The sequence below is a fragment of the Nannocystis pusilla genome (genome assembly GCF_026626665.1).
Classification (GTDB): Bacteria; Myxococcota_A; Polyangia; order Nannocystales; family Nannocystaceae; genus Nannocystis; species Nannocystis pusilla.
Genome location: NZ_JAPNKE010000002.1, coordinates 4,911,373 through 4,923,185, shown reverse-complemented (window position 1 = coordinate 4,923,185; position 11,813 = coordinate 4,911,373). Strand labels below are relative to the sequence as shown.

General features: G+C 71.6%; 12 protein-coding genes and 1 pseudogene. 4 read left to right on the top strand and 9 right to left on the bottom strand.

Going from position 1 to position 11,813, the window contains the following annotated elements:
* Positions 1–67 precede the first annotated feature (67 nt).
* Positions 68–844 carry a MerR family transcriptional regulator gene (locus OV079_RS21725; protein WP_267770777.1) on the bottom strand — a complete coding sequence of 259 codons (777 nt, stop codon included), beginning with the start codon at positions 842–844 and terminating at the stop codon, positions 68–70.
* A gap of 370 nt (positions 845–1,214) precedes the next feature.
* Here OV079_RS21725 and OV079_RS21720 point away from each other — a divergent pair, with 370 nt between their 5' ends.
* On the top strand, positions 1,215–2,255 hold the full coding sequence (locus OV079_RS21720) for an NAD(P)-dependent alcohol dehydrogenase (RefSeq protein WP_267770776.1): 1,041 nt from the start codon (positions 1,215–1,217) through the stop codon (positions 2,253–2,255).
* Positions 2,256–2,331: 76 nt separating this feature from the next.
* Complete coding sequence (locus tag OV079_RS21715) at positions 2,332–3,225, top strand: AraC family transcriptional regulator (RefSeq protein WP_267770775.1); 894 nt, start codon at positions 2,332–2,334, stop codon at positions 3,223–3,225.
* 43 nt (positions 3,226–3,268) lie between these two features.
* Here OV079_RS21715 and OV079_RS21710 read toward each other — a convergent pair whose 3' ends face one another.
* The 8 genes and pseudogenes from OV079_RS21710 to OV079_RS21680 form a co-directional block, all read right to left on the bottom strand.
* Positions 3,269–4,591, bottom strand: coding sequence for a hypothetical protein (locus OV079_RS21710; RefSeq protein WP_267770774.1), 1,323 nt, complete (start codon positions 4,589–4,591; stop codon positions 3,269–3,271).
* A 292-nt stretch (positions 4,592–4,883) separates the two neighbouring features.
* A complete protein-coding gene (locus OV079_RS21705; protein ID WP_267770773.1) occupies positions 4,884–7,028 on the bottom strand; it encodes a glycosyltransferase family protein in 2,145 nt (714 codons plus the stop codon).
* Positions 7,025–7,864: an MbnB/TglH/ChrH family RiPP precursor modification enzyme gene (locus OV079_RS21700; RefSeq protein WP_267770772.1), complete on the bottom strand. Its 840-nt coding sequence runs from the start codon at positions 7,862–7,864 to the stop codon at positions 7,025–7,027. Before OV079_RS21700 ends, OV079_RS21705 begins: the two co-directional genes overlap by 4 nt.
* Positions 7,861–8,355, bottom strand: a complete 495-nt coding sequence (locus OV079_RS21695; RefSeq protein WP_267770771.1) for a class I SAM-dependent methyltransferase — start codon at positions 8,353–8,355, stop codon at positions 7,861–7,863. Before OV079_RS21695 ends, OV079_RS21700 begins: the two co-directional genes overlap by 4 nt.
* A gap of 28 nt (positions 8,356–8,383) precedes the next feature.
* Positions 8,384–8,629: pseudogene (locus OV079_RS58310) on the bottom strand (class I SAM-dependent methyltransferase); the annotation flags it as partial.
* Positions 8,626–9,444, bottom strand: coding sequence for a phytanoyl-CoA dioxygenase family protein (locus tag OV079_RS21690; protein ID WP_267770770.1), 819 nt, complete (start codon positions 9,442–9,444; stop codon positions 8,626–8,628). The pseudogene OV079_RS58310 and the gene OV079_RS21690, both read right to left, overlap by 4 nt.
* A gap of 26 nt (positions 9,445–9,470) precedes the next feature.
* Positions 9,471–9,635, bottom strand: a complete 165-nt coding sequence (locus OV079_RS21685; RefSeq protein WP_267770769.1) for a hypothetical protein — start codon at positions 9,633–9,635, stop codon at positions 9,471–9,473.
* 23 nt (positions 9,636–9,658) lie between these two features.
* Complete coding sequence (locus OV079_RS21680; protein ID WP_267770768.1) at positions 9,659–9,823, bottom strand: hypothetical protein; 165 nt, start codon at positions 9,821–9,823, stop codon at positions 9,659–9,661.
* 309 nt (positions 9,824–10,132) lie between these two features.
* Here OV079_RS21680 and OV079_RS21675 point away from each other — a divergent pair, with 309 nt between their 5' ends.
* Both OV079_RS21675 and OV079_RS21670 read left to right on the top strand, forming a co-directional pair.
* The gene (locus tag OV079_RS21675; RefSeq protein ID WP_267770767.1) at positions 10,133–11,143 is read left to right on the top strand and encodes a 2OG-Fe(II) oxygenase family protein; all 1,011 of its coding nucleotides are present in this window, start codon (positions 10,133–10,135) and stop codon (positions 11,141–11,143) included.
* 118 nt (positions 11,144–11,261) lie between these two features.
* Positions 11,262–11,810 carry a hypothetical protein gene (locus tag OV079_RS21670; protein ID WP_267770766.1) on the top strand — a complete coding sequence of 183 codons (549 nt, stop codon included), beginning with the start codon at positions 11,262–11,264 and terminating at the stop codon, positions 11,808–11,810.
* Positions 11,811–11,813 lie beyond the last annotated feature (3 nt).

Sequence of the window (11,813 nt, the reverse complement as noted above, 5' to 3'; positions counted from 1 at the left end):
ACGCTCTGCGGATCGCATTCGCGGGACCGAGCGCCGCGGCGAGAGTCCGCGGCGGCCACGCGGATGATCAGCGCGGGATGGGTACGCCGGCGGCGCGGAGCTTCGTCTCGATCAGCCGGGTCAGCCGAGCGAAGGCCGGGGCCTGATCGTTGCCGTAATCGCTGATGATCCTGTACCGGGCGGCGTCGTCGTCGGAGGGGCCCTGGAGGCTGGTCAGGATCGCCAATAACTCGGGGTTGGCGAGGAAGTGTTCGACCGTGGCGGTCGCCAGCTCCTCGATACGAGGGTCGTCCGGTCCCCAGGCCTCGGCCTCCCAGGAACGCTTGGCCAGGGCGACAAAACGGGCGTCGTGGAGGGCGTGCTCGACCCGGGTGAGGTAGTCGTCGAAGCCGCCCGGGACCAGGGCTCGGGTCAGCACCAGGCCCTCTCGAATCTTCGACACGTCGTCCGGGGAGAGGCCGAAGTCGGGGAGTCGGCTCAGGAACGCGCGCGCCCGCTCGGGCAGCAGGACGCCGTCGCCGTCGGCGAGTCGGTCCAGAGTGTCGCGTCGGGCGATCAGCGCCTCGATTTGCTCGCTCAAGCGGCGCTGGACATCGGCGATGGCGACGGCGAACTGTTCGGGATCGGCGTCGAGGAGCGGACCTACCTCGGCCAGCGGCACGCCGGCGGCGGCCAGCGTCCGGACCCGGACCAGCCGCAGCAGGTCGGCCGATCCGTACCGCCGGTAGCCGGAGCTGTCCCGTCGCGGCTCCTCGACGAGACCGTGCTTGTGGTAGTGCCGCACGGTCTTCACCGTGACGCCGGCGAACGTCGCCGCCTGGCTGATCGTGACGCCCTTGCTCATCGGCGGGGTCCGGGTTCGGCGAGGAGCTGCCGCCGAGGATGCTGGCTGTCGTGGGAGTCGTTCAGGACGGGGGTGACGGTGATTGCCGGGTGTTCGAACCGCACCATGCGGGACCAGGTTGGGCTCACCGAGGTTGTCCTTTGCCTGGTGCTCACGCGAGAAGCTTGAACCCTGACCCAGGGTCAAGGTCAAGCCCGCGCGAGCAAGATGCGAGGAATCCCGCCTCCGCCCGCGAGAGCATTGGCTCGCGCAGCGGCTGCCGAAGCCGTGCGCTCGTGAGCGAAAAAGGCAAGAGATTGCTCGGAACTGGCGCGCGGGCGGCGGCCCTCCTGCCTACCTTTTCGGTGCTGCTACCGCCGAGGAGACGCCGATGAAGACCGCTGCCTACGCTGCCACCGCTGCCGATCGCCCGCTCGCTCCGTTCGCCGTCGAACGACGCGAGCCTGGGCCGCGAGACGTCGCTATCGACATTCTTTATTGTGGACTCTGCCACTCGGACATCATGCAGGTGCGCAACGAGCTCGGGCGCTCGCGCTATCCGTTGGTGCCCGGCCACGAGATCGTCGGGCGCGTCGCTCACGTCGGCGCCGAGGTCACGCGCGTGAAGGCGGGGGACATCGTCGGCGTCGGCGGCATGGTGGATTCGTGCCGGGAGTGCTTCTATTGCCACCAGGGGCACGAGCAGTTCTGCCAGAAGGGCGCCGCGAGCACGTACAACGGGACCGAGATGGATCGAAAGACGGTCACCTACGGCGGGTACTCGAAGCACATCGTCGTGACCGAGGCGTTCGTCCTGAAGATCCCGTCCTCGCTCGATCCAGCGGCCGCGGCGCCGCTGCTCTGCGCCGGGATCACCACCTACTCGCCGCTGCGTCAGTGGAACGTCAAGCCGGGCGATCGCGTCGGCGTCGTGGGCCTCGGGGGGCTCGGTCACCTGGCGGTTAAGATCGCCGCTGCGATGGGCGCCGAGGTCACGATGCTGAGCACCTCGCGCGCCAAGGAGGCCGACGCGCAGCGCCTGGGCGCCAGACACTTCGTCCTCACGACCGAGCCCGACGCGCTCGACGGGCTCGCGTTCCGCTTCGATCTCGTGCTCGACACCGTCGCCTCGCCGCAGCACGACTACGCGCCCTATCTCGGCACCTTGAAGCCCTTCGGCACGCTGGTCGTCCTCGGCCTCACCGCGCCGTCGGCCGTCTCCGGGCTGTCGCTGATCATGGGCAACAAGCGGGTCGCGGGCTCGGCCATCGGCGGCATCCGCGAGAACCAGGAGATGCTCGACTTCTGCGGGGAACACGGCATCGTGGCGGACATCGAGACGATCTCCGCCGCCGGGATCGAGGATGCCTACGCGCGGATGATCCGAAACGACGTGCGCTACCGGTTCGTCCTCGACGCGGCCACCATTTGATGCCCGAATCAATCACACGAGCGCCGCCCGCGCGCAGCCGTTGCGCGATACCCTGCGCACGAGGCATGCACGCCGCATGGACGCCCTGACCGAGCTTCGTGCGCTCGTCGACCGGCTGGCGCGGAAGGGCAAGCCGCCGAGCGAGCTGCCGCACCTGCGATGGGGGCGCTCGACGCAGACGAGCAGGCCGAACGACGCCACGGAAGAGTCGATGACTGCCTTGATCGCGGTGGTCCTGCAGGGCGAGAAGCGTAGCGCCCTCGGCTCCCACGCCTTCAAGTGCGGCGCCGGGGACCTCCTCGTCGCGTCGATGAAGGCGCCGCTGCCCGGCCAGATCACGCGAGCCAGCGCGCGGGAGCCGTTCCTCGCCGTCGGCCTGCTGCTGCGACCGGTGCTGGTGGCGTCGCTGCTGCTCAAGGCGCCCGACGTGCCGCTCGGAGCGACGCCGCTGGCCGTAGCGACGGGCAAGGCCTCCGACGAGCTGCTGGACGCGTTGCGCCGTTACGTTCGCCTGGTCGAGGAGCCGGCCGACATCCCCGTGCTCGCCGAGGCCATCGAGCGCGAGATCGTGTGGCGCGTGATGCGAGGCCCGCACGGCGCCGCGCTGCGCACCATCGGCCTGGCGAACAGCAGCCTGGCGCGCATCAGTCGGGCGATCGATCTGCTGCAGGCGCGCTTCGCCGAGCCGGTGCGGATCGCGGAGCTCGCACGCGTCGCGCACATGAGCGAGCCGACCTTCAACCGCCACTTTCGCCAGGCGACCGCGATGAGCCCGCTGCAATTTCACAAGCTGCTGCGATTGCAGGAGGCACGAGCGCGCCTCCTGGCGGGCGGAGCCGATGTGACCTCGGTCGGCTTCGCGGTCGGCTACCAGAGCCTGTCGCAGTTCAGCCGCGAGTACCGGCGCCAGTTCGGCGTGCCTCCGGGAGAGGACGCCGCACGCGTGCGAGGAGCCGCCCGCCGGCGATAGGTGGGTCCCTCGCCGCGAGGGGCCGTCGCCTCCCGGCGAGCGTTCACTGACCCGCGATGTTGCAAGCCTGGAGGCGCATGATCAGCGCGTCCTCGTTGGTGAAGAAGTAGAACGCCCCGTTGGAAGAGAACACCCCGCCGGTCGAATAGAGGCCGTAATTGAGCTTCGGGCCGGTGAGCACCGTCTCCCAGCTGCCATCGGGCGCGACCCGGACGACCGCCTGCAGCGTCGCCGACAGGTGATAGAAGTGATCACGAAACGCCGACGTGGGCCCGGCGAAGCTCATCTCCTCGCCGATGCCGAAGCCGAGAGAGTAGGGGTAATCGAGCGTGAGCACGTCGGCGGCGTCGAGGCGATGCACGCCGAGGTGGGTCTGGTTGATCGCGTACAGCCCCGGCTTGAACATCGAGGTCGGCGGGGGGATCGCCAGGTCGACCACGACGTCCAGATCCGGGCCCTGCGCCAGCGCCGTGCGCGAGCCGTCTTCGCCGATCCTGTAGATCGCGTCCAGGCCGTAGTGGCTCGCGTAGAGCGTGCCCGTGCCGTCGCCGCGGTCGCCGTAGATCAGGCCCTCGCAATTGCCGTGCTGGACCACCTGCTCGGTCGTCCCGTCGGGGTAGATCTTGTAGATCCACTCGTTCACGTTGACCGTGTGACAGGAGTACAGCACCCCGCCGTAGGCGTATTCGAGGTAGGGGTTGATCGGCAGGGCGGCGTCGGTCGGATCGATCAGCCAGCCCTTGAACCCGCCGTCCTGATCGAGCAGGCCGATCCCGCTGGCGGTGTTCTGCGCGTTGTTGACGGTGAACAGCACGCCCTCTCCGGGCTCGCTCCAGTACTCGCCGAGCGCGCGCTCGACGTCGCCGAGAAAGCCATACGCGCCGAGCTGCATCGGGACGTCGAAGACGACGCGCGCGGTATAACCCTCGATCGCCTCCAGCTCCAGGTCGGGCGGGGTGCAGTCGCAACCCTCGTCGAACAGGTCGTTGCAATTGTTGTCGAGCGCGTCGCAGACCTCCGGCTGAGCCTCGCACCCGGCCGCGGTCGTTTCGCTCGCTCCGGTCGTCTCGCTCTCCCCGGTCGTCGACGCCTCGCTCGTCGAGGTGGTCGCCGCGGTCGTGGTCGCGGTCGTCGATGTGCCAGTGCTCGGCGTCGTCGCGCTCCCGTCGGTGGTCGACTCCGTCGCGCTCGCGCTACCACCGGTCGTCGTCGGGACCTCCGACGCGCTCGACGAGGCGGCGTCCGTGCCGGTCGCAGCCGTCGTGCCCGCGCTGGCGGACGAACCAGTGAGACCCGGTCGCCCGTCCTCACCGCAGGCAAACACCGCGAGCACCGCAAGCGTGAGGCCACCGGGTCCGTACTTCATCGGTGAAAAACGTAGCAGCGGCAGGGTTGCTTGAGAACCCTCCTCGTAGCGTCCGCGGTTGCGTCGATCGCCGCGAATTCGTAGCGAGGTGCGGGCGAGCGGATGATGACCGGACGTCGGCTCGACGCGCCGAGAGCTCCGGGCGAAACCACATCGGGGTGCTCACGGATCGGAGGCCGTGCTCCGCCGGAGCCGACACGCGGTGACGCTGCGGATGGCGTCGATGGTTCGGATGCGGACCGCTTGCGATGGGCGTTTCGCTCGGCGTGCACGGACCCGATGCGTCGGAGGATCAGCGCGAGTGCCGAAGCGACCCGCGCACGAGTACGTGGCGCTCGCCGAGCAACTGCAACGCCTGCAGGGCGGCGTGGCGGACCGCCTCGGCCGGGCGCTCGGCGTGACGCGCGGCGGCCTCGTCGAGCAGCGCCGCCACGAGGCGTCCGTCGCCGGCGGCGGTCGCCAAGCGCACGAGCTCCTCGTTCATCACGTGCGCGCGGGCGGCGGTGGCTCCGCGTCGGGGCGTGAACGCGATCACCGTCGCGGCCGGCTCGACGGGTGCGCCGGGGCCCTGCGCGACCAGGCGATGCACCGGGTGATCGAAGCGCTCGACGACCACCCCGGGCGCGAGCGCGACCCGATCTTCGGGCGTCAGGACGGTGGCACCGAGGCCGGGCGGCTCGGCGATCCGCATGTCGAGCAGGCGCTCGAACGGGGGCGCGGCGGCGTCGTCGGCGGTCTCGGCGCGCCACAGGCATTCGTCGTAGCGCACCAGATCGCGCAGGTGGGCCGGCCACGGCGCGACGAGCAGTCGGCGCAGAAATTCGCCGAAGTACGCGACGTCCTCGGCGGGCGGGCGCCAGCGGAAGTCGAACTCGCGCGCGAACCGCTCGCGCACCGCGGCCTCGTGCGATCGCAGGTGCGGCGCGGTCGCGCCGAACAGCTCGAGGAAGTAATCGAGGCGCTTGTGCACGAGCATCTGGCCGAAGCGCTCGACCTGCGGCATGAGGCGGCGCGCGAGCTCCAGCACCGCCGCGCGCTCGCGGGCGTCGAGGTCGCGGCCTCGCAAGGCTGTCTCGTCGGTCGCCAGCGCGGCGCGCAGCGCCGGGTCGGCGTAGAGCTCGCTCAAAGTCTGCTGCAGGCCCTCCAGGGACATCGCCTTCGCCTCCTCGATCGTGCGGCGCAGCCGCGTCACCACCGCAGACACATCCGGCGCGGTGAACCGCCCGGCCACGAACTCGCGCCCGCGCACGCCGATCCTCTGCGCGCCGACAGGATCGTCGATCACCCGCGTCAGCGCCCGCCGCACCTGCGCGACGTCGGTCGGATCGTCGACGACGAGCGCGTGGGCCCCGTCGACGAGATCGGCGCGCCGCTGCGTCTTCGCTCGCACCTCTTCGGAGACGATCAGGCAGCGGCCGCACGCGAGCACCTCGAAGCCGACCTGCGGCGTGTGGATGGCGATCGGAAAGCGGTTCTCCAAGAAGCACACCGCGGTGCAGGTGCGGATGAATCGCGGCACCATCCAGTGCGGCAGGAAGGGCAGGGCGTACGTCGATTCGGCGATCCCCGCGCGCAGGACCGCCTGCTGCAGCGCCGCGGGCCCGGGCCCGTGGGCGCCGACCAGCGTCAGCAGGTTGAAGCGGCGGCCCGCGGCCGCGAGCTCGCCGAGCGCGGCGACGACCTCGAACATGCCCTTGTACTCGCTGACCTTGCCGTAGACGCCGATCGTCGGCAGCGCGGGGTCGAAGCGCCGCGTCGGTCGCGGCCACGGCCCGCGCTCGCCGGCGCATTCGTCGAGCAGCGCCTCGACGTCGAGCGCGGGACCGTCGGGCTGAAACCCCGCGCTCGCGTACGCCGCGAGCGGGACCGCGAACATGTGCGCGTGCGGGACGCCGGCGCGCTCGAGCGTCGGGCGCAGGAACGGCGCGGTGATCACCAGGCTCGCGTGGCGGAACACGTCGAGGTAGAGGTTCTGCCGCGCCGGCAGCTGCGCGAGCCCGGCGATGTCGCTGCCGGCGTGGCGCACCGCGTAAGGTACCCCGGTCAGCTTCGACGCCAGCGCCGCCGCGACCCCGTACGGCTCGAGGTACGCGGCCCAGATCAGGTCGCAGGCGTGCTCGCGGACCACGTCGCGGGCCAGCGCCGCCAGCTTGCTGACGTACGGGTTGGCGTACGGGATGTAGTTGCCCGCGAGGCCGGCCTCGTCGCTGGCGTGCAGGCGGACGAACCCGCCGCCGGGGTACTCGCCCTCGAGGTGCCGGCGCTCGGCCGCCGGCAGGAACATGCGATAGTCGGACGCGGCCTCGAGCGCGTTGGTGACGACGTGAATGCGGTGACCGGCGCGCGCGAGGTTGTGGGCGAGCCAGTAGCTCTGCTGGCTGACGCCGCCCTGGATCGGCGGGAACTTGACGATCATGCACAGAGTCAGCGGCGTCACGGGGCGACCTCCGGCCTTTCGGCGAGCGAGCGCATGCGATCGACCTCGGCCAGCAGCGAGGCGTACGGCGGGAAGTTGCCGTCGCGCTCGATGACCGCGGTGGCCGGGCGCACGCGCGTGAAGGTGTACGCGAGCAGGTCCCACAGCTCCTGCTGGATGTCCTCGTCGTGGGTGTCGGCGAGCTCGCCGTGCTCGTAGCGGCCGAAGCCGACGGCGTGGATCATCTGCACCGCCTCGGCCGGCAGGGCGGCGACGAAGGCCCGCGGGCACTGGCCGGAGTTGCGGGCGTTGATGAAGACGTTGGTGACGTCGAGGTGGATCCCGCAACCGCACGCGCGCCAGACCTCGGCGGCGAAGCGGGCCTGATCCCACTGCGCGCCCGGCAGGGCGAACGGCTCGGCGATGATCTCGAGGCAGATCGGCACGCCCAGCAGGCGGCGCGCCGCGGTCAGGTTGCGCACGACGACCTCGAGCGCCTGCTCGCCGTACCAGATCGGCGTCAGGTGGCCGAGGTCGCGCCCGCCGGCGTAGGTGACGGCGAAGTGGTCGCTGTACACCCGCGGCTGCACGAGCTCGACGAAGCGGGCGAGCCCGTCGAGGTAGGCCTGCGGCGGCCGCTCGACCGAGCCGATCGACAGGCCGACGCTGTGACCGACGAGGGCGTAGCGCTCGCGCAGCGCTCGCACGTCGTCGACGCGCCCGGGCAGGCGCGGGTCGAAGGTCTCGGCCATCAGCTCGAGCACGTCGGGCCCGCGCTCGGCCTCGTGCAGCGCGGCGCGGTAGTGCCGGCGGTACGCGAAGCCGACGAGCGGGGTGTTCGCAACGGACGCGCTCATGGTCGTCGCTCCGCGAGCACGTGGATCCACCGCACCGTCGCCCCTGCGGGCGCGCTGGCAGTCCACGCGAGGTCGAGCAGGCGCAGGCGTTCGGCGTACGGCACCCGCGGCAGCGTCCGCGACGTCGAGCCGGGCAGGCGCAGGAAGTCGCGCTGACTCTCGACGCTCTCGAACACTTCGGACTCGACGGCGCGGACCACCTCGAGGCCGGCGATCGTCAGGGCCGCGAGCAGCTCGGCGCGCCGGGGCAGCGGACGCGGCTCGGCCGGCTGCAGCCCCGCGGCGCCGGCGAGCGCGCGCATGCGCCGGTGCAGGTCGGACGTCGCGTCGGTGTGCGCGACGTTGAAGCCGAAGCGCCCGCCGGGTCCGAGCGCTCGCCCGACCGCCGACGCGACCGCAGCGGGCTCCATGGCCCAGATCGCCGCGCTGCACACGACGACGTCGACCGGTCCGGCGAGCGCCGCATCGAACCGCTCCGCCGAGGCGCACACGAAGCGCGCGCGGGTCGTCGACGTTGCGCGCGGCGCAGGCGACCATCGCCGGCGACACGTCGATCGCCACGACCGCGGAAGCGCCGGCGCGCAGCAGGGCGCGGGTCGTCACGCCGGTGCCGCAGCCGAGGTCGACGACGCTCGCGCCGGCGAGCGGGCGGCACAGCGCGACCAGGGTCTCGCTGGTCGCGGCGAAGCGGGCGTGCCGGCGCGTGAACGCGTCGTAGAGCTCGGCCGTGACCGCGTCGACGTCGACTTGCGCCGCGGGCGTCATGCGACCTCCGGAGGCCACACGATCGGGAACGCCGGGCCGCGCAGCGGCTCGCCGGCGACCAGGTCGAGGTCGGGCAGCAGGCCGCGGACGCGCGGGTTCTGCAGGATGTCGCCCTCGCGCGGCTCGTACACGCAGCCGTCGGCGAAGTAGCGCAGGGCGAGCGCGCGGCGGCGGGTCGTCGGTGTGGTGTTGCCGCCCGAGGCGTGCACGGTCAGCGGGTGATGGACGAGCACGTCGCCCGGTTGCATGTCCCAGTACATGAACGAAGCGTCGCGGATCTCCTCGGCCTCGAGCGGGGCCGCGCTCGCCGGCGCCGCGCCGTCGCGGGGGAATCGCCAGCGCTTGGCGACGCGGCCCCAGCGGTGCGAGCCGCGGGCGTAGACCACCGCCCCGCTCTCGCGGGTGACGACGTCGAGCGGCACCCACATCGTCACGAGCGCGTCGTCGCGAACCGGCCAGTACGGCAGGTCTTGATGCCACGGCATGCTCTCCTGCGTGCGCGGCTCCTTGACGAACAGCTGGTCGAAGAAGAAGCCGACCCGCGGCGCGGCGAGCAGTTCGGCGGCGAGCGCGGGCAGCGGCGATTCGCGGATGAACGCGGCGAACTCGGGCTCGCGCAGCCACAGGAAGAAATCATTGTAGAAGCGACCGGGCCGGTCCGGCGGGGTGTAGTCGACGGCGATCGATCCGGGCGCGGCGAGCACCCGGTCGACCGCCGCCTCCAGGCGGGCCAGCCAGCCCGCCGGGATGACGCCGCGCAGCACCGTCGCGCCGTGGTCGCGAAACTCCGTCAAATTGTCGGGTGGAATCGTCATGGCGGTAGGGTGGCGGGCGCCTCGGTTCAGCCCGGCTGGCCCGGGGTCCAGGTCTTGCAGATGATCACGCAGCAGCTCATGCCATTGGCCTCGCTCGGCGGGGCCAGGGTCTCGAGCTGGAACAGGTCGCGGAGGTGGAGCGGATCGATCTGCTTCACACCCTCGACCACGTGGTCCGTCGTCTCGATCATGTCAGTCGTCTCCTCTCGGCGGTTCAGCTCGGCCGGCCCGGGACCTTGGTCCAGCAGATGATCACGCAGCAGCTCATGCCGTTGGCCTCGCTCGGCGGGGCCAGGGTCTCGAGCTGGAACAGGTCGCGGATGTTGCTCGGATCGATCTCCTTCACGCCCTCGACCACGGGTTTCGTCTTCTCGCTCATGTCGCTTGTCTCCTGTCGATTACGTCCGCGGAGGTGCCGGTGCCGAATTGCCCGGACACGCTCCGTATTCGCGGCGCGCCGCCCCCGGCGCGGCCCCAGCCCCGGGCGATCGTGCTCGATGCTCGATCGTGCGTGGATGCGGATCAGGCCGTGCGGCGCTCCTCGATCAGGACGACAGGTCGTCGGCAGCGAAGTCGCATCGCGGTCGCCACGATCGACTCGTGAGCTTCTACACGCATCATTGCGCGCGTTGCCGCCCGCGCGCGCACGGCTTGACGCGACGACGCGGCGGCGGGTATTGGGGGCAGCGTGGTGGTGTTGACAATGCCGGAATCGTCCTATGTCCTCGCGCCCGCGTGTGTGTTCCGCCCCGGGCCCGACGCGACGGTCGTCGCGCTCGTCGGTCGTCGCGCCTTCTCGCTCGAGCCGCGCGCGTTCCAGACGCTCGCCGCGTTCGCGGCCCCGCGGACCATCGCCGCGGCCCACGCGACGCTCGGCGACCCAGGCTCGCTCGACGCGCTGGCGGCCACCGTCGCCGGTCTCGTCGCCCAGGGGCTGCTCGTCGGCGAGGGCGAGCTCGCGGCTGCGCCGGCGGCGTGGCCGACGTCGCTGGCCGACGCGCTCGACCCGGCAGTGCTCGCGCGGCAGGACGACATCGCCGCCCAGCTCGCGGCAGGGCGAGCCGTGGTCATCCGCGACGCGATGCGCCGCGACCTCGCCGAGCGCGTCGGCGCGGCGCTCGACGCCGCCGGCCGCTGGCGCGTGGTCGAGGCGTTCGGGCGCTCCCCCCATTATCGCCACCACGTCCTCGACGAGGACGACGCCGCGGGCCCGGCGGTCGCGGATTGCCGCGCGCTGTTCGGCGCCGCCGCCAGCCGCGACCTCGCCGCCGCGCTGTCGGGCCGCGACTGCGGCGGCCCGCTCGAGCTCGGGGCGACGCGCTACGTGGCGGGCGACTTCGCCGCGCCGCACGCCGATCACAAGCTGGCGCGCACCGTCGCGTTCGTGTGGCACCTCGCCCGCGACTGGGACGCGTCGTGGGGCGGCCAGTTCGTGTGGTGCCCGAGCGGCGCGCAGGTGGTGCCGTCATTCAATACGCTGATCGTGTTCAACGTCGCGGCGGAGACGGTACACGCGGTCACGCCGGTGTCGCCGTACGCCCGCGGCAAGCGACTCGGCGTGACCGGGTGGTGGAGCCACGCGGCCGGACTCGCCGACCCGTCCGAGCCCGCCGGCTTCGCGCGCTGGGGCGTCGGCGCGGCGAGCTACGGCGCGCAGCCGCTGGCGCTCGACGAGGCGCGCGGCCTGCTCGCGCTGTGACGGCCGAAGTCGTGGACGTGCATTCGACGAGCGGGGGCGTCGAGCATCACCTCCAGACCTCGCGGAAGGCCGCGCTGCACGCCTTGACGCGTCCGCGGCCGCGTGAGACCGTGCCTGCATGCGTTCTTGTCCTACTTGTGATCGCCACGTATTCGACGGGACCACGACCTGTCCCTTCTGCCAGGCGCCGTGCGGCACCGTCCGCGGCAACCTGCTCGCAACCCTCGGCATCACCCTCGGTATCGCGCTCTCGGCTTGCAGCGACTCGAAGACGACGACCGAGGGCGATACCTCGAGCACCTCGTCCTCGAGCACCGATCCGTCGACGACGGCCGAGACCACGACCACGACGAGCCCGACCAGCACGGCCACCGACAGCAGCTCCGACTCCACCGTCTCGGGCGACGTCACCAAGACCACCGGCCACGACGAGAGCGACAGCGGCGGCTCCTTCTACACCGTCTCCGGCGATCGCGACACGGACACCACGACCACCGGGACCGCGACCGAGACGGGCACGGACACCGAGACGGGCACGGACACCGAGACGGGCACGGACACCGAGACGGGCACGGACACCGAGACGGGCACGGACACCGAGACGGGCACCGGCACCGACACCACGACGGACACCGGCACCACCGGTGATTCGAGCAGCACCGGCTGACGC